General features: G+C 50.3%; 15 protein-coding genes. 12 read left to right on the plus strand and 3 right to left on the minus strand.

The features are described 5' to 3' along the window. The first annotated feature begins 46 nt into the window (after nt 1-46). The 6 genes from DXD92_RS06890 to sigE all read left to right on the plus strand — a co-directional run bounded on the left by DXD92_RS06890 (nt 47) and on the right by sigE (nt 6,554). Entirely contained in the window at nt 47-1,129 is a 1,083-nt protein-coding gene (locus DXD92_RS06890) for an FtsW/RodA/SpoVE family cell cycle protein (RefSeq protein ID WP_117509641.1), read from the plus strand. An 84-nt stretch (nt 1,130-1,213) separates the two neighbouring features. Further along, a complete protein-coding gene (murA, locus tag DXD92_RS06895) occupies nt 1,214-2,479 on the plus strand; it encodes a UDP-N-acetylglucosamine 1-carboxyvinyltransferase (RefSeq protein WP_118640308.1) in 1,266 nt (421 codons plus the stop codon). After that, the gene (locus DXD92_RS06900; protein WP_117509639.1) at nt 2,476-3,393 is read left to right on the plus strand and encodes a cell division protein FtsQ/DivIB; all 918 of its coding nucleotides are present in this window, start codon (nt 2,476-2,478) and stop codon (nt 3,391-3,393) included. The genes murA and DXD92_RS06900 overlap by 4 nt, the downstream gene beginning before the upstream one ends. 185 nt (nt 3,394-3,578) lie before the next feature. Next, a complete protein-coding gene (ftsZ, locus tag DXD92_RS06905; protein ID WP_055219889.1) occupies nt 3,579-4,760 on the plus strand; it encodes a cell division protein FtsZ in 1,182 nt (393 codons plus the stop codon). Between the two features lie 189 nt (nt 4,761-4,949). Then, the gene (locus tag DXD92_RS06910) at nt 4,950-5,813 is read left to right on the plus strand and encodes a sigma-E processing peptidase SpoIIGA (RefSeq protein WP_158554986.1); all 864 of its coding nucleotides are present in this window, start codon (nt 4,950-4,952) and stop codon (nt 5,811-5,813) included. 42 nt (nt 5,814-5,855) lie between these two features. Next, nucleotides 5,856-6,554 (plus strand): RNA polymerase sporulation sigma factor SigE, encoded by a 699-nt coding sequence (gene sigE, locus DXD92_RS06915; protein ID WP_330377007.1) that lies wholly within the window; start codon nt 5,856-5,858, stop codon nt 6,552-6,554. 88 nt (nt 6,555-6,642) lie between these two features. Here the strand turns inward: sigE and DXD92_RS06920 are convergent, their stop codons facing one another. Beyond that, the gene (locus DXD92_RS06920; RefSeq protein WP_117801959.1) at nt 6,643-7,947 is read right to left on the minus strand and encodes a glycoside hydrolase family 27 protein; all 1,305 of its coding nucleotides are present in this window, start codon (nt 7,945-7,947) and stop codon (nt 6,643-6,645) included. 111 nt (nt 7,948-8,058) lie between these two features. Between DXD92_RS06920 and DXD92_RS06925 the strand changes: the two genes are divergently transcribed. The 3 genes from DXD92_RS06925 to DXD92_RS06935 all read left to right on the plus strand — a co-directional run bounded on the left by DXD92_RS06925 (nt 8,059) and on the right by DXD92_RS06935 (nt 13,329). Further along, nucleotides 8,059-8,916, plus strand: coding sequence for an AraC family transcriptional regulator (locus tag DXD92_RS06925; RefSeq protein WP_117509636.1), 858 nt, complete (start codon nt 8,059-8,061; stop codon nt 8,914-8,916). Between the two features lie 77 nt (nt 8,917-8,993). After that, on the plus strand, nt 8,994-10,352 hold the full coding sequence (locus DXD92_RS06930) for a sodium-dependent transporter (RefSeq protein ID WP_055226948.1): 1,359 nt from the start codon (nt 8,994-8,996) through the stop codon (nt 10,350-10,352). A 175-nt stretch (nt 10,353-10,527) separates the two neighbouring features. Next, nucleotides 10,528-13,329: a glycoside hydrolase family 3 protein gene (locus DXD92_RS06935; RefSeq protein WP_117804196.1), complete on the plus strand. Its 2,802-nt coding sequence runs from the start codon at nt 10,528-10,530 to the stop codon at nt 13,327-13,329. A gap of 110 nt (nt 13,330-13,439) precedes the next feature. On the opposite strand, the gene DXD92_RS06940 is transcribed toward DXD92_RS06935, so the two are convergent. Further along, nucleotides 13,440-14,069: an HdeD family acid-resistance protein gene (locus DXD92_RS06940; protein WP_118640309.1), complete on the minus strand. Its 630-nt coding sequence runs from the start codon at nt 14,067-14,069 to the stop codon at nt 13,440-13,442. Between the two features lie 140 nt (nt 14,070-14,209). Here DXD92_RS06940 and DXD92_RS06945 point away from each other — a divergent pair, with 140 nt between their 5' ends. Then, complete coding sequence (locus DXD92_RS06945; protein WP_147326102.1) at nt 14,210-14,956, plus strand: RNA polymerase sigma factor region1.1 domain-containing protein; 747 nt, start codon at nt 14,210-14,212, stop codon at nt 14,954-14,956. Between the two features lie 69 nt (nt 14,957-15,025). Beyond that, nucleotides 15,026-15,328: a Dabb family protein gene (locus DXD92_RS06950; protein ID WP_022462610.1), complete on the plus strand. Its 303-nt coding sequence runs from the start codon at nt 15,026-15,028 to the stop codon at nt 15,326-15,328. 123 nt (nt 15,329-15,451) lie between these two features. On the opposite strand, the gene DXD92_RS06955 is transcribed toward DXD92_RS06950, so the two are convergent. Next, nucleotides 15,452-17,092: an InlB B-repeat-containing protein gene (locus DXD92_RS06955; protein WP_118640310.1), complete on the minus strand. Its 1,641-nt coding sequence runs from the start codon at nt 17,090-17,092 to the stop codon at nt 15,452-15,454. 241 nt (nt 17,093-17,333) lie between these two features. Here DXD92_RS06955 and DXD92_RS06960 point away from each other — a divergent pair, with 241 nt between their 5' ends. Then, on the plus strand, nt 17,334-18,350 hold the full coding sequence (locus tag DXD92_RS06960) for a LacI family DNA-binding transcriptional regulator (protein WP_118640311.1): 1,017 nt from the start codon (nt 17,334-17,336) through the stop codon (nt 18,348-18,350). Nucleotides 18,351-18,369 lie beyond the last annotated feature (19 nt).

Here is an 18,369-nt window from a genome sequence, read left to right on the forward strand (position 1 = left end):
CTATCCCGCATAAGCTGAAAAAGAGCGAACGGCGGGTGTGGCGCGGATGCGGAAGGAAAAAGAGAAAAAAATAGATGGGACGCTGCTAGTGACGGTATGGATTCTGCTTGGCCTTGGCCTTGTGATTCTGTACAGCGCCAGCGCGTATAACGGCCGGGTCAGATTCCATGACCCGGCTTATTATTTCAAGAAGCAGCTCTTTGCAAGTGCGCTCGGTGTGATCGGTATGTATGCGGTTGCAAAAATAGATTACCGGCGGCTGTTTGCACTGGCACCGTGGTTTTATGCGGCTTCCCTTGCGCTCTCGACGGCGGTGCTCTTTTTCGGAAGTGAGTACAATGGCTCGAAGCGGTGGTTAAAGCTTGGCCCCTTATCGTTCCAGCCCTCGGAATTTGCCAAGATGGCGGTGATTCTCTTCCTGCCCTGGGTGATGGAGCACACGAAAGGCCGGTCCGACAGTCTCTGGTTTATGACAAAGGCGGTGCTGTGCACTCTGCCGATTGCAGCGCTTGTCGGAAGCAATAACTTAAGTACGGCGATTATTTTGCTCGGAATCTGTGCGTTTCTGATCTTTATTTCACATCCGGGCTACCTGCCGTTTCTCGGAATCGGAGGCGCCGGCATCGGGTTTATTGCCGTTTTTCTAATGATGGAGAGCTACCGCCTTGAACGCCTTGCCATCTGGCGCAACCCGGAGGCGTACGAGAAGGGGTTCCAGACCATTCAGGGACTCTATGCGATCGGCAGCGGGAGAATCTTTGGCTGCGGGCTTGGAAAAGGCCTGCAGAAGCTTGGCTTTGTGCCGGAAGCGCAGAATGATATGATCTTTTCGATTATCTGTGAGGAGGGCGGACTGTTCGGCGCCTGCCTGGTGATCGCCGTGTTTGCGGTGCTGATCTGGCGCTTGATGGTCATTTCGATCCATGCGCGGGATCTTGGCGGAGCACTGATTGCGGGCGGAATTATGGGGCATATTGCGCTTCAGGTGATCCTGAACATCGCGGTTGTGACAAATACGATTCCGAATACCGGCATTACGCTGCCTTTTATCAGTTACGGCGGCACCTCCGTGCTGTTTCTGCTCGGCGAGATGGGGCTTGCCCTGTCGGTCTCGAGGGACACCGATTAAAAAGGCGGAAAAGCGCTGCAGAACGGGAACAAAACGGGAGTGTAATGCATACCGTAAAAAGAGAGGCCGGATGGGAGAGAACAGGTGGGAGTATATCAGATTCTCGGCGGAAGGCGGCTTTGCGGAACGGTAACAGTCCAGGGTTCCAAAAATGCCGTTCTTCCCATGATCGCGGCGGCGGTTCTGACAAAAGAGGAGGTCGTGCTGGAAGGCTGCCCGAAGATTTCCGATGTGGAGGATATGGCGGAGATTGTAAGAAGCCTTGGCGGAACAGTCTGGTGGGAGAGGAATGCGCTCCACCTGAACTGTGAAAAGATCGAAAAAAGCCGTGTGGAGGGAGCGCTTTCGAAGAGACTGCGCGCCTCTCTTTTGTTTCTGGGAAGTCTTCTTGCAAGGACAGGGGAGGCATACCTTGCAGGGGCCGGCGGCTGCCGGATCGGAAAGCGGCCGACGGACCTGCATCAGAGGGCAATGGAGCTTCTGGGAGCCGAGGTCTTCGAGGAGGACGGCACCATTCGGGCAAAGGCAGATCATCCGAAAGGAGCCGTGCTCTGCTTTCCGAAAAAGAGCGTCGGGGCGACGGAAAATGCGGTTCTTTTTGCTGTCGGAGCGGAAGGTGCAACAAGGCTGGAGCACTGTGCGCGGGAGCCGGAAGTGGTTCATCTCTGCCGGTTTCTTAAGGCCATGGGAGCGGAGATTACCGGCGAGGGGACGGAGCAGATTACCGTTTACGGAAGGCGGGGAAAGAGACTGCTGTCCGGCTGCCGGTATCGTGTTCCGGGTGACCGGATCGCGGCAGGGACGTATCTTCTGATGGGCGCGGCGACGCGGGGGCACCTGACGCTTTCCGGCGCGCCGCTGGACGAAATGGGGGCGGTTCTGTCCCTCTATCAGAAAATAGGTGGACAATATACAAGGAAGAGTGGTACACTGGTAGCAGACAGCAAAAACGTGCAGCATGCTGTTCAGTACGTGGAGACAGAGGAATATCCCGGTTTTCCGACGGATCTGCAGTCGCTGTATCTGGCGGCAGCGATGACGCTGGAAGGAAAGAGCTGTATCTGTGAAAATGTATTTGAGGACCGCCTCCGGACGGCAGAGGAGCTGCAGAAAATGGGCGGTACGCTGCAGATCTGCGGAAAATGGCTGACGGCCGAAAAAAGCCGTCTGCACGGTGCAGAAGTTGTTTCCCAGGATCTTCGGGGCGGCGCGGCACTCGTATCGGCGGCGCTTGCCGCAGAAGGATTTTCCACAATCCGGCAGACAGAACTGATTGAGCGGGGGTATGAACGGTTTCCAGAAACGCTCCGGGAACTCGGAGCCAAGATTATCGTAGAAAAAGAAATATGAGACAGAAAAAAAACAGAAAAAAGAAGAAAAACAGAAAAATACGGATTCTGACCGGGGTGGTGCTTGGCGTCGGCCTTGCAGGTGCCTTGTTTTTTAATGTGTTCAAAATCCGCAATATCCAGGTGGCGGGGAACACCCGGTATACAAAAGATGAAATCAAAGAGATGGTCGCGGGCGACAAGTGGATGAAAAACACGGTGCTTCTTACGACGTTTCATTCGAAGGTTGATATGAGCGATATTCCTTTTATGAACTCCGTGGAGTTTACGTTTGTAAGCTATGACACCATCTGCATCCAGGTAAATGAGAAAAAAGTGGTCGGTTATGTCGAGTACGAAGGCCAGAAGGTCTATTTTGACAAGAACGGCATCGTGCTGGAGTGCGTGGACGAGGAGCAGGAAACACCTGCGGAGGGTGAGTCTTCCGACGGAACCGCCTCCGATGGAACGAGTGCGGATGGATCCCTTACGAGTGAGCCGCTTGCATCCGAAAGCAGTACGTCCGACGGTGCGCTCTCGGCGGATACGATTAAAAGTGCACGTGTGACAACGACAGACTTTCAGCCTACCCTTTCCGATGTTCCGCTTGTAACAGGACTTACGTTTGACTATGTGACCGTGAACGAGCAGCTCCCGGTTGAAAAACCGGCAGTTTTCCGCACCATGCTCGCACTTACGAGAATGACGGAGAAATACAATATCACGCCGGACAGTGTGGAATTTAATGAGAACAGCGAAATTATTCTGCATTACTATGATACCGTGCGGATTCTGCTTGGAACCGATACGGCGTTAGAAGAAAAGATGACGCGCGTAGCAGCAATCCTGCCGAGCCTTTCCGGTCTTTCCGGAGAACTCCATATGGAGGATTACAAGGACGGCGACAGCAGCTTTGTCTTCTCGAAAGATGTATAAGAGGAAAGGAAAGCCGTCAAAAAAACGCAATAATCCTGAATTTTTTATGAAATACGAAAAAAACAGTTGATTATTTTCCGAAGAAATTATATTATATCTTTATGTATGACCATCAGAATATCAGACTATTTTGAGATAGACAGCAGTTCATAATCAAAAGGAGGAAGTTGAAATTGTTAGAGATCATGACAAATGAGGCAGAATCATCTGCAAAGATTATCGTAATCGGTGTAGGTGGTGCAGGAAATAATGCTGTAAATAGAATGGTGGAGGAATCCATCGGCGGCGTTGAATTCGTTGGAATCAACACCGATAAACAGGCGCTGACCCTCTGTAAGGCACCTACCATTCTCCAGATCGGCGAGAAGCTGACCAAGGGACTGGGCGCAGGAGCAAAACCTGAGGTTGGAGAGAAAGCAGCCGAGGAGAGCATCGAAGAGCTCAAACAGATCATGGAAGGCGCTGATATGGTATTCGTCACCTGCGGTATGGGCGGCGGAACCGGAACAGGTGCAGCACCGGTTGTAGCAGGCGTTGCAAAAGAAATGGGCATTCTGACTGTCGGCGTTGTAACAAAACCGTTCAAATTCGAGGCAAGAACCCGTATGAGCAATGCGCTGATGGGAATCGAAAAACTCGAGGAAAACGTAGATACCCTGATCGTGATCCCGAACGACAAACTTCTTGAAATCGTAGACCGCCGGACAACCATGCCGGAGGCATTAAAGAAAGCAGACGAGGTTCTGCAGCAGGCCGTACAGGGCATCACAGACCTGATCAACCTGCCGGCACTCATCAACCTCGACTTCGCAGATGTTCAGACCGTTATGACCGACAAGGGTATCGCTCACATCGGTATCGGCGAGGCAAAGGGCGACGACAAAGCGCTCGAGGCTGTACAGCAGGCTGTTTCCAGTCCGCTGCTTGAGACCACCATCGAGGGTGCAAGCCACGTTATCATCAACATTTCCGGAGATATCTCCCTTATGGATGCAAACGATGCTGCAAGTTACGTACAGAATCTGGCTGGAGAGGATGCAAACATCATCTTCGGTGCTATGTATGATGATTCTGTTACCGATACAGCGAAGATCACCGTTATCGCAACAGGTCTCAACGATGCAACGGCGAAACAGGCAAGCGTATCCCGCAAAGAGCCGGCAGATGCAAGAAAGAGCGCATTTTCCAGCAGCAGCTTCTCTGCACAGGCAGCCGCTCCGGTACACACTGCTCCGAAAGCTTCCGCTCCGGTACAGCCGCAGCCACAGGTTCAGGTGCAGCCGCAGGTACAGGCTCAGCAGACCATGACAAGCAATGTTCCGAAAAAGGACATCCAGATCCCGGATTTCTTAAGAAACCGCAGATAAGCAAAGAATAATAAGCAAATAACGAATTTACCTCGACACGCCGCAGACCGAAAATGTTGCGGCGTGTCGAAGTTTGTTGATCAAAAAAGAAGGTCATTCTTCCGAAAACGACAAAAAATTCACCCCCTTCCGTCTATAATAGGGTCTGTTAGAAATTCAGACCATGCAAAAGGCGCAGGGGGTGTTTTTTTGCACTATGAGATCTTTCTGGATCTTCTCTTTGCAGAGAATCTTCTGCTGAATTATACTATTCTGCGCCTTTCCTCCTTTCTTCTGAAACGATCTGCCACGCGAAGAAGGAGTTTTGCGGCAGCCGCGCTCGGCGCCGGTTATGCGGTGCTGTATGCCGTGTTTGCACGGTATCTGCCGGGTGCGCTGCTCGCCCTGGTCGGAATCGGAATTACAACAGGGATGGTGAAATCTGGCTGCAGAATCACGACAGTACGGGATCTTGTGGTGGGAATGGCAGGCTATATACTGTCCGGTTTTCTGATCGGCAGTGCATACCGCCTGTTCCGGGAGCTGATGCCGGGAAGGGGAATTTTTCTTTTTCTTCTTTCCGGGAGTGCCGCATATGCGGGAACACTCCTCCTGCTGAAGATCCGAAAGGAGATGCTCCTGGAACACGCCAGGCAGGTTACGGTACAGCTTGTGCAGAATGGGAAATGGAAAAAAGTAAAAGGACTGTACGACACGGGCAATACTTTGCGGGATGCCACAACCAAAAAGCCGGTCTCGGTCGTACCGTACACTGTGATACTCGAATTGTTCCCGGACGAAATGCGGACAGGGATTGCGGCGCTTGCAAGGCACGAGACGGTGCCGGAGCCGGAACGGCTTCTTGCGCTGCAGCCCCGTTACATACCGTTTCGCGGACTGGAAGGCCGGGGCTTTCTGCCGGTGATCCGGATCTCGGAAATGATTCTTGTGACAGAACATACAGCCAGGCACATAAGCGGACCGCTGATTGCGCTTGGCGGAGAAAATAGTTCATCTCCCAGGGGCTATGAAATAATTTTGCATCCAGATCTCATGGAAGGACAGGAGGAATGAAGTATGCTGCAGGCTGCACTGCCAAACGGATTCCGGCTTCGTATGCTGCCGCGGTCCGTGCCGGCTGTATTTCGTCAGACAGGGGAAATTTTTTATATCGGGGGCACAGATGTTCTCCCGGCGCCTTTGGAAGGACAGGAGGAGGCCGATGCGATTGCGGGGCTTTCCGATCCGGAAAACGAGACGGCAAGGAGCGAGCTGATCGAACACAACCTGCGTCTCGTCGTCTACATTGCACAGAAATTTGATAATACAGGAGTTGGTGTGGAGGATCTGATTTCGATTGGAACCATCGGCCTCATCAAGGCAATTAACACGTTCAATCCGGAAAAAAAGATCAAGCTTGCCACGTACGCGTCCCGGTGCATTGAGAACGAGATTCTGATGTATCTGCGGAGAAATAACAAGACACGGATGGAGGTCTCGATCGATGAGCCGCTCAATGTAGACTGGGATGGAAATGAGCTTCTTTTGTCGGATATCCTCGGAACGGAGGAGGATGTGATCTATCAGGGGCTCGAGCAGGAGGCGGAACATCGCGTGCTGGGAAGCGCAATCAGCAAGCTCTCTGAGCGGGAGCAGGTGATCGTGAAACTCCGGTTTGGCATCAATATGCCAGAGGGGCGGGAGAAAACGCAGAAAGAAGTCGCGGATCTTCTCGGGATTTCCCAGTCGTATATCTCGCGGCTGGAAAAACGGATTATGAAGCGGCTGCGGAAAGAGATTGCGCGGTATGAATAGAGCATAAAAATGCCCTGCCCGGAGGAAAAACCATTGTTTTGGTCCCGGGCAGGACATGATTTGCTGCTTGTTTTAAGAAATGATCGTTTTATCGTGTTTCAAAACGGCATACGCTGCAGGCGTGCGGAGCAAGAGAAGCAGAAAAACCGCCGTTTAAAGAAAGTGCTTTACCGCTCCAGAGTTCTTTCGCCGCAACAGACTCCAGTGGGCAGTCTGCATCGGCAAGTGTGGAAGAAACCGTCTGCGGTGCATCCGAAAGATTAAAAAGTGCAACGTAGGTTGTTCCGGTTGTGTCATCCTTTGCATACCACACAGCTTCATTGTCTGTACGCGTGATCTGATGCGGACGAACGGACGGAGGCAGCATCGCGAGAATATCCGTGTTCGTAAGAAGTGCCAGTGTATCGTCATCGAGAAGCGTCATTTCGGCACCGAGCATCAGTGGAGAGCCGAAGAGACACCAGAGTGTCATCATCGTTTTCTGCTCATCCGGGGTAAAATACGTATGATGTTCTGTAGCAAAACCTTTTCCGAGTTCGCCAAGCGGCAGCATATCACAGTCCGGATAACAGCCGGCAGAGACGTGGCTCTGCCAGAGCTCGCAACGCTGGAACATATCCTTTAACTGTGCCCAGTTGTCCCAGAAATCATCGGTGATGCGCCAGAGATTCGCGTGCTTTTCATAGAACCATGCTTTCTCTATGAGCGCAGGTCCCGGAGACAGAGAGAGGACGATCGGCCGTCCGCATTTTTGGATGGCATTCGAGAGCATCTCGATCTCATGCGCAGCTGCAAACGGATTTTTGTGCATGTTGGTATTACAGATATCATCGCATTTAATGTAATCAACACCCCAGGAAGCGTAGAGCTCCAGCAGGGAATCATAGTAAAGCTGTCCTTCCGGAAGATCGCGTACACCGTACATATCCGGATTCCAGCCGCAGATGACCGTAGGATCGGCAACGTGTTCAGCACCAAGAGAACTGTTCTTGATCTTTCCGTGATGATGTGCAGCGATTCGCGGAATACCGCGCATGATGTGAATTCCGAATTTCAGCCCCAGACTGTGTACATAGTCGGCAAGTGGTTTAAAGCCGGAACCGTCTGCAGAAGATGGAAAACGTTCGGGATCCGGCAGCAGACGGGAGTATTCGTCCATTTCCAGTTCAGAGAATGGAATATACTGATACCGGTCGCGCATGGAACCGGCCTTTTTTGCATACCACTGGATATCCACTACAATATACTCCCAGCCATATGCTTTTAAGTGCTTTGCCATATAGTCGGCATTTGCCTTTACCGCAGCCTCGTCCACGGTTGTATCATAGTAATCGTAGCTGTTCCAGCCCATCGGTGGGGTTGGTGCACATGTATTTTTGTTTGTCAGATGCATAAGAAAAAACTCCTTTCTAAAGCAATGCTTGTTTTTTTCTGATAAGAAAAGTATAATAAAGGACATAGTGCAAAACAAGAAGACAAACCGGATAAAAGAGGTAATTTTTTGATGGAAGATCTGATCGGAGTATATGGAATCCTGGATCTGGATCACTGGCCGAACGCTCCGTTTTTGCTGCTGGACGGCGGGGTGGAAAAGAGATGGAAGGAACCGTATGCATTTCATAATACAGACCGCGGAACATATTCCGGATGGCTGATGCAGTATACGCTTTCGGGAACAGGATGGTTTGAAAAAAACGGAAAAACGTATGAAATGCGTCCCGGGAGAGGATTTTTGTGTCAGATTCCGGAGAATAGCAGATATTATCTGCATCCGGAATCCGAAGAACCATGGATTTTTCTGTATTTTCATTTTCGTGGAAGTGCAGTGTCCTATGCGGCAGAACGACTGTTTGAAAAAACAGGAGATGTTTTTTATGCGGATGCAGATAGCGAGCCAATTCGGACTGCACTGCAGATGCATCGAAAACTGAAAAACGGTTACCGGTCGGAACCGTATGAATGCGGTGTGTTTTTGTATCAGTTTTTTTGTTCTCTTCTGCGGGAGGTACAGCGTCCGGAGCGGAAGCAGACACATTTTTTTGTTCGGGAAGCGATACGGCAGATGGATACCGACTGCGCATCTGTGCAGGGGATTGAACAGCTGGCAGAACAGAGCCGGGTTTCCTTTGCCCATTTTACGAGATGCTTCCGGGAGGAAACAGGCGTTTCTCCCATGCAGTATCTTCAGGAAGCGAGAATTCGCAAAGCGATGACGCTGCTCTTGAATACCGGAAAGAGTGTGGAAGAGATTGCAGCAGAAACCGGATTTTCCAGTGGAAACTATTTTGGAAAAGTATTCCGTCACCATATGGGAATCTCGCCGTCGGCATACCGGAAAGAACGGCAGAACGGTGCTGTCTGAAGTTTTGGTTTTGTACGAAGATGTACTTGCGGAGAAATTCCGGGAGTATGGAAGAAAAAAGGGAGGAACAAAAAGAAATGGAACGAGAAACATTCCAATCGCGCCTTGGCTTTCTTCTGCTTTCGGCAGGATGTGCCATCGGCATCGGAAATGTATGGAAATTTCCGTATATGGTAGGAAACAACGGAGGCGGCATTTTCGTGCTGTTTTACCTGCTGTTCCTTGCCATCATGGGAGTTCCGATTCTGTCGATGGAGCTTGCCATCGGAAGAGGAAGCAAAAAGAGTACCGTGCGCGCGTATGGGGAACTGGAAAAGAAAGGGCAGAAGTGGCATATCCACGGATACGTTGCCCTCATCGGAAACTATCTGCTGATGATGTTCTACACCGTCGTTGCAGGCTGGATGCTGTACTATTTCTACAGCTTTTTAATCGGAAAATTCAGCGGCCTGACAGGCGACGCCGTAACCGGAAAATTCAACGAGATGCTTTCATCTCCGTCGATTCTTGTCATTACCATGCTGATTATTACAATTGCAGGCTTTCTGATCTGTTCGGTGGGTCTGCAGAACGGCGTGGAGCGTGTTACAAAGGTGATGATGATCGTGTTGATGGTCATCATGATTTTCCTTGCGGTTTACAGCTTTACGATGCCGGGTGCCAAAGAGGGACTGAAATTCTATCTGGTGCCGGATATGCAGCAGATCGAACAGGTGGGACTGTTCCACATTATCACAAACGCGATGAGCCAGGCATTTTTTACGCTGAGCCTTGGTATCGGCGCGATGCTGATTTTCGGCAGCTACTTAAACGGCGGAAAATCCCTGCTCGGCGAGGCAGTCAGCATTGCAGCGCTCGATACGTTTGTAGCGATTACCGCAGGCCTCATCATTTTCCCGGCGTGCTTCTCCTACAACGTACAGCCGGACAGCGGCCCGAAGCTGATCTTTATGACGCTGCCGCACATTTTCACCTCGATGAAGGGCGGACGGATTTTCGGAAGCTTCTTCTTCCTGTTCCTGTTCTTTGCGGCGCTGTCTACCATCATCGCTGTATTTGAGAATATCATGTGCTGTTTTTCTGAGATTTTCGGCGTTTCCAGAAAACAGTCAGCCATCATCAACTGCATTCTGGTGATCTTAGGATCCCTGCCGTGTGCACTCGGCTACAATGTGTGGTCCGGATTCCAGCCGCTCGGCGCAGGAAGCACCGTTCTTGATCTTGAGGACTTTATCGTCAGCAACCTTCTGCTGCCGGTCGGCTCTCTGATTTACCTTCTGTTCTGTACTTCAAAATGGGGCTGGGGCTTCAAAAACTACCAGGCAGAGGCAAATAAGGGCGGGGGCCTGAAAGTGCCGGACTGGGTACGGGTTTATCTTTCTTATATTCTGCCGTTGCTGCTTCTGGTATTAATTGTCCAGGGACTGATCGGATAAGACAGGAACAAAAAGGTCAATATCAGACGAAAAAAAGATAAGAAAAGAACTGGAAAAAAAGCCAGGAATACGAGATAATAAAAGACAAGAGACCAGAACAGGTGCCGGGACCCGGAAGTATCAGGTGTCCCGGCACTTGTCGGATCAGAAAGGATACAGGAGAAAGGGGAACAAAATGGGAAAATTTACACCACTGGATTTCAACAAATATGCAGCACTGGCCCGTCAGGCAGCGGCAGAAGGCTGTGTACTTCTGAAAAACGAAAATGAGGCACTCCCGCTTCGAAAAGGAGACAAAGTGGCTGTTTTCGGAAGAATTGCATTCCACTATTATAAGAGCGGACTTGGCTCCGGCGGTCTTGTCAATACGAAATACGTTGTCGGTATTCTGGATGCCTTAAAAGAAGAAAAAGACATTACACTCGACGAGAATCTTCTTGGAACATACGAAAAATGGATCGAGAAAAATCCGTACGACGAAGGACAGGGCTGGGGCAAGGTGCCGTGGTCCCAAAAAGAGATGGAGCTGACCGACGAGATCGTGGAGAGTGCAAAAGGCGCCGATGCAGCCATCGTTGTTGTAGGCCGTACCGCAGGTGAGGATCAGGACAACAAAAATGAGGCAGGCAGCTATCTCTTAACCGATACTGAAAAAGAGATGGTAGAAAAAGTCAGCAAAGCATTTGCAAGAACAATCGTTGTGCTGAACGTCGGAAATATTATCGACATGAAATGGGTGAAAGAGTGCAATCCGGCAGCTGTTCTCTATGTATGGCAGGGTGGTCAGGAAGGCGGAAACGGTGTTGCCGATGTACTGATGGGAAGAGTCAATCCGTGCGGTAAGCTGACCGACACGATTGCAGAGAATATCGAGGACTATCCGTCCCAAAGCTGCTTCGGCGATCTGACCCGCAATGAGTACAAAGAGGATATCTACGTCGGATACCGCTACTTTGAGACCTTTGCAAAAGAGAAAGTATTGTATCCGTTCGGTTTTGGTCTTTCCTATACGACATTTGCCGTGACCGCAGAGGCAGAAGAGAAAGATGTTGACAATGTAACCGTGACGGCAACCGTTGAAAATACCGGCAAAACGGATGGTAAAGAGGTTGTTCAGGTTTATGTAAAAGCTCCGCAGGGTGTTCTTGGAAAACCATCCCGCGCACTCGTCGGTTTTGCAAAGACCGGTGTTCTTGCACCAGGCGCAAAAGAGACGCTGACGATCGATGTGACCAAAGAGAGCTTTGCATCCTACGATGACAGCGGTGCAACCGGCCACAAATCCTGCTACGTACTCGAAGAGGGCAGTTATGAGTTCTACGTCGGAAGCGATGTCAGAAGCGCAGCATTTGCCGGTGCATACGAGCAGCCGTTCAAAGTGGTTGAGATCCTGACCGAGGCTATGGCTCCGGTAGAAGCATTTGAGCGCATGAAAGCTGTTCCGGGCGAAGACGGAACGTTAAAACCGGGATATGAGGCAGCTCCTCTGCGCACCGTAGATCCGATCGAGCGCATGAAAGAAAACCGCATGGAGCCGATCACCTATACCGGTGACAAAGGCTACAAGCTCGGTGATGTCCTGGATAAGAAAGTAACGATGGAAGAGTTCGTGGCACAGCTTTCCGATGAAGATCTGATCTGCATCTTCCGCGGCGAGGGCATGTGCAGCCCGAAGGTTACTCCGGGAACCGCAGCAGCATTCGGCGGCCTGACACCGGAACTGCAGGAATTCGGTATTCCGGCAGCCTGCTGTACCGACGGCCCGTCCGGACTCCGCTTTGACTGCGGAACGAGAGCCTTCTCCATGCCGAACGGAACCCTGCTTGGCTGTACGTTTGACCTTCCGCTGGTAGAAGATCTGTACGAGATGGCAGGACGCGAGATGAGACAGAACCGTGTCGATGCCTTGCTCGGACCTGGTATGAATATTCACAGAAACCCGCTGAACGGCCGTAACTTTGAGTATATCTCCGAGGATCCGTACCTGACCGGATGGATCAGTGCCGTACAGATTCTTGGTATGGAAAAATCCGATGTAACCGGAACCATCAAACATTTCTGTGCAAATAACCAGGAGTCCAACCGACATCATGTGGACGCCGTTGTTTCCGAGCGTGCCCTGCGTGAAATCTATCTGAAGGGATATGAAATCGCAGTCAAAGAAGGCGGCGCAAGATCCATCATGAGCACTTACGGACCGGTCAACGGCATCTGGACTGCAGGAAATTACGATCTTCTGACCACGATTCTGCGCGGCGAGTGGAACTACGACGGCTTCGTTATGACTGACTGGTGGGCAATGTCAAACCGTGAGGGATATGAAGCAACCAAAACAACCCATGCACCGATGGTATCTGCCGGAAACGATGTCTTCATGGTATGCACCGACTGCTCCGATATGGGACAGGACGATGTGAAAGAGGCACTGGAAAACGGCGAGATCACAAGAGGCGACCTGCAGAGAAATGCGATGAATGTCCTGCATTTCATCCTTGGAACTCCAAGCATCTTACGGTTCCTGGACCGCATCAGCGAGGAAGAGAAAGAAGCACAGGAGCAGATGGGCGACAACGATTTCGTTGCAGCAGATCTTGTAACATACGAGGCAGATCCGGCAACGGGAGATGTTGTGATTGACGCATCCGCATGGAACACGAAAAAAGGAAACAGTGAAGTATGCGGTGTTACGATTCTGGCTGACAAGATGGGAACGTACGATATCGAAATCGAGATGAAATCCGATCTGGAAGACCTCGCACAGCTGCCGGTAACCGTGTACATCGACAATATCGTAAAAACTATGATCAGCATCCGCGGAACAAAAGGTGAGTGGATCAAAGAGACGAGAGACCTTGGCTTCTTCTTCGGCCCGAACCACTACCTGAAGCTGTACTTCGGCGCAAATGGTCTGGAGCTTGGAAAGATCCGCCTGAAGTTAAGAGAAGGCATGGAAGTACTGAGCAAACACGAGGAATAAATAAAAAAAGAAATACAGAGAAAAACCGGAACCCGGGAGCCGCTGTTTGAAAGCGGTGCCGGGTTCCGGTTTTTCGTATGAAAGAAGATTTTTATGGAAGAAGCTGTTTTTTAGTGAAGCTCGTCCTCATCCACATCAATCACATTGTCATCGTGCAGGATTTTCTGCTGGTTGATCTCGGTCTGGATGACGTTTTTGATCCGGCGTTTTGCGCGGCCCATGTAGTAGGTGGTGACAAGATCGGAAATGCCGCTGTAGACAAGGCAGATACCGATGAAAATGTTTGTGGTTGCAACGGCATCAAACGGATTGGTACAGATGATGATGCCGAGAACGCTGGTTAAAAGAGCCAGCAGGAACTCAAGCCACCATTTTTCCAGCCCTGTTTTTTTGAGGTTGAACGCCTTCTGAATGCTGAGCAGTCCGTTTGCCAGAAGGATGATACCGATGACAACCGGAATGAATGCGATCACAAGGTCACTCTCAAAGATAACAAAGCAGCCGAACAGAATCAGCACCAGGGCAACGAACAGATCGTAGCGGAAGAAAAACGGTTCGCCGCGGCTTGCAATGTAGCGGATCAGCGCAACAACGCCGCCGAACAGGAGCAACGTTCCGGCGATATAACAGATCAGCAAACTCGTTTTTACGGGGTAGACGATCAGCACGATACCTAGTATAATAGAGACAGCGGCTGAAAGCAGGAAACTGTTTTTCACATCCTGAAAAAATTGTTTCATAAGGATTCTCCTTTCCACTTGAATGTGGTTTTTCGTTTGCTTTTATAGTAGCTTTTCAAAGCAGAAAAAGCAATGGACAAATTGAAAAAAATGTACGAAGAAATGGAATCGTGAAACGGAAGAAAGAGAGGGTAAAAAAGATGCAGGACGAACAGAAAAAGTTCCAGGAGAAGCTCTCCGAATTGCTGTCCTACGCCAGAGACCATGAAAATAAAGTAACGATGAAAGAAGTCAGAGACTTTTTTGAAGACTTTGCACTGGATGAGCAGAAAGTCACCTTTGTCTGCGAATATCTGACGATGGAGCAGGTCGATGTGGCAGATTATGAGCCGGGCGTCGTGCCGGAGGAGACCGAAAAAGAAAAGAAAAAACCGGAGTTTTCCGAGGAGGAGCTGCGTGCCTTACAGCAGTATCTTGACGAACTGCCGGAGACAGGAACACCGTCGGAGGAAGAAACGGCAGAGCTTTACCGGAAAGCGGCAGAGGGCGATTCCCTTGCAAAGAGCATGCTCGTGCAGCTCTGGCTTCCGAAAGTTATTGAGACCGCAAAAGAAATGCACACCCGCGATTTCTTCCTGATGGATCTGGTGCAGGAGGGAAATGTCGGACTTTTAGTAGCGCTGGAGTCCGTTGTAAAAGCTGAGACGGCGGAGCAGGCGATTGATGCGGCTGTGCGTGAGACGATCAGCGATTTCATGGAAGAACACAGAGTTCAGAAACATAAGGACAATACTGTAGTCAATAAAGTAAACCGCTTAAAAGACGCCATCGAGGAACTCTCCGACGGCGATGACATGGATTTCAGTGTGGCAGAGCTTTCCGCGTATCTTGACATGTCCGTGGAAGAGATTGAGGATATTCTGCGGATTGCAGGCGAAGAGCCGTAACAAAAGGCTGGTATTTGCACAGAAACTGTGTGAATTGGCAATAAAACAAAAGCAAAGGAGAAAAATACAATGGTACATCATATTGTTATGTGGAAATTCAAACCGGAAGTAGAGGATGCAAAGAAACCGGAGCTGAAAAAAGCGATGGCAGAGAACCTGAAAAGCCTGGTCGGCAAAGTGCCGGGACTGTTGACGGTTGACTTTGTAGAAGCACCGCTTGCATCTTCCACCCATGATATGGCACTTGTCACAACACTGGAAAAAGCAGAGGATGTAGCTGTATATGCAAAACATCCGGAGCACGTAAAAGTAGCAGACACCTATGTACGTCCGTACACAACGGAGCGTGCAGCACTCGATTACGAAGAGTAAAAACAAGCACGGACTTTAGCTCGTTGCCCGTTTAAATAAAAAAGTATCCCGCTTCCCCAAAAGGAACGGGATACTTTTTTTGTGCCGAGAAGATCAATTCCTGATCTGGTGAATACGTTTCATTTAAGTGTTTTTCTGTTCTTCCTTCTGCAGTTCGTCAATTGTAAGCAGCAGCTCATCGATGGAAACCTTTTCGTCCTTCGGATTTTCCGTAAATTCTCTGACCAGTTCTTCGTACGTTCTTCTTCTGTGTTCCAGCGCTTTCCGCGACCGCTCCCGCCGGATGCGGCGGACATACCGCAGGCGGAGGACAAAGAGCAGAATCAGAACGAGAAGGACAAACGGCATCGCCAGAAAAACAGGATCTGCCTTCCGGATACGGGCAAAAAGGGATGCACCGGCCGAGGCAAGATGGCGGAACCAGGAAGCGGCATGCACAGTGCCTTTCCAGAACGCTGCGAAATGGGAAGCCACAGATGAGAAGGAAACCGTGGATGATGCCGGTGCTTTGGAAACGGCCGGTTCCGGTGTCTGGGTTATGGCCGGTGTTTCGGTCGGCGTCGCAGTGGCAGTCGGCGTCGGTGTCGCCGTCGGAACCGGTTCAAACGTTACGGCAAGGGTATGATCCTTCTGGATATCGGAAAATGTGTAGCTGTCCGGATATTCCGTCACCGGCAGATACAAGCCGTCCACCGAGAGCTTCGCGAGCCGGAAGCCTTCGTCTGCCGTGTAGGAAACGGTTTTTTCCTCTCCGCGGGAAACTTCCCCGCCCTCGGACACCGAGCCATGCTCCGCCGCGGAAGTGGAAACCGTGAACAGATACGGCACCCGGGTGCGGTAGAACTGCACGTACCGTCCACCATCTGCCTTTGTTACGTTTACAATCGCAATAAATTCCCCAGGATTTGTCTCACAGAGGCCCTCTGGTTCATTGATGGTGATATCGTCGGAAAAGCCAAAATCAACCGTGTCGTCCGCAAGCAGTGTTTTCTGCGAGAGCGAGTATGTCTGGATAAAGTTTCCGATTCCGAGATGCATCGTCAGCGGAAAAAGAAAAAAGAGATCGCCGGAAACACAGAGATCCTGAAAGTTTTCCATGTAAAAATCGAAGGGATACGTGCCCCAGTCATCCATCACCTGAAGTGAGGCATCGAGGAGTTTAAAGCCGTAGCCGCCGTCCGCATCGGTCTGGATCAGATAGCCGCCGGTGGAGGGAAGATAATCAATACCGAGAATATTGTAGCTTGTCGAGAGCTGGATCCGCTCTTTCTGCTCGAGAGTATCCGGGTCGAGGCGGAAGATACATCCGTAATTGGAAGCATCCGGGCTGCTGTAGCCGCTCACGAGGATTTCATGTGTGACGGGATTGTATGCCATACCGTTTGCGTGAGCAAAGTCTGCGTCCCTTACCTGATGCGCGAGGGAATACTGCGTAACGGGATTTCCGTCTGCGTCTGTATCATTTTTATAGTAGGCAGAGACTACGTCCGGCTCTGTCGTCAGATCATTAAAATTTTCGATGCAGATGATATAATCTTCCGTCGCACAGACGGACTGCACCGCGCCGTTGCTGCCGAGAATCGGATATTCCCCGACCAGTTCCCAGGAGGCACCGGTAAACGGCGTACTGGAGGCAAAACCAGCCTGACAGAGTATGGGATGAGCGAGGAAGAGAAAAATACCCAGAAAAAGGGCAAGAAAAAAACGGCCGGATTTCTTGCCAGTGGGAGATTTTATCGAAAAATTTGTAAATGCAAGCCGCATATGATGTGTAGGTCCTTTCTTACAGAAAAAAGGTGAACTTTTTCTGTCATCCTATCTTACCACGGAACCGGCGGAAAGTAAATGAAGGAGGGATGGAGATTTTCTTACATATCGTTTAAGAAAATGTAATAATTTTGTAGTGTTTGCCGATGCAAAGTAGTTGTAAACATTTTACCGTCTTGGTAAAATAAACATAACAGAATTCAGAAAATTGTGAAGAAAAAGGAAAGGCAGAGAACCGATGATTAGAATCAAAGATATAGCAGACCGCGCAGGGGTCAGCCCGACGACGGTTTCGAATGTAATACACGGAAAGACAGGGCGCGTCTCGAAGGCAACGGTCGAGAAAATCAACCGGATTTTAAAGGAGATGGAGTACGTGCCGAGTATCAGCGCGCGTATACTGGCGAACAACAGCTCCGGTCTCATTGGTGTGGCGCTTGGTTTCATGAAGAAAGGAAATGCTTCTTCCTTTGAGGATCCCTTTGTGTCGGCAATGCTTGGAAACCTGGAGTATCAGATCCGGGAACACGGCTACTATATGATGCTGGTTGCGCGCCATGAGAAGGACGATATTATGCAGCAGGCGCTCGGCTGGAATTTTGACGGCATGATTGCGATGGCCCTGAGTGAAAAGGAGATAGCAGAGCTTTCGGAACGTCTCGGGAAACCACTGGTAACCATTGATCAGTATCTCCCGCCGGAACTTGGCGTCCGCTCCATTACGATGGATGACCGCGGCGGTGCGTACCAGATGAGCCAGTACCTGATTGGAAAGGGGCATAAAAAATTTCTCTTTCTATCTGACTGCGATCTCGGTGTTGACCACTATCGGTGGCTCGGTGTGCGTCAGGCGATGGAGGAGGCGGGAATTGAGGACTTCGAGAGTCGCCATATTGTGATACCATGGGATCCGGAGCAGAGGGAGAAGGCATATGAGGAGATGCTTCCGCTCTTCAAAAAACAGACAGCGCTCTTTTTTTCATCGGATTACTATGCACTTGAAGCATCCAACTTTCTGCAGAACAGGGGAATAAAGGTTCCGGAGGAAATTTCAATTGCGGGCTTTGATGATGTTACCTATGCGACACTTGCGCGTCCGAAGCTGACTACCGTACATCAGATGGTGGATGGAAAAGCACGCCGTGCCGTAGAAGTCCTGATGCACCTGATCCAGGATGAGCCGGTACAAAAAGATATTCCGCCATTGCCGACAACACTGGTGGAACGGGAGTCGGTAAGAGATCTGATGAAGTAAATAGTTACCAAATTTGCAG

This window comes from Blautia sp. TM10-2 (assembly GCF_003480845.1).
Taxonomy (GTDB): domain Bacteria; phylum Bacillota; class Clostridia; order Lachnospirales; family Lachnospiraceae; genus Fusicatenibacter; species Fusicatenibacter saccharivorans.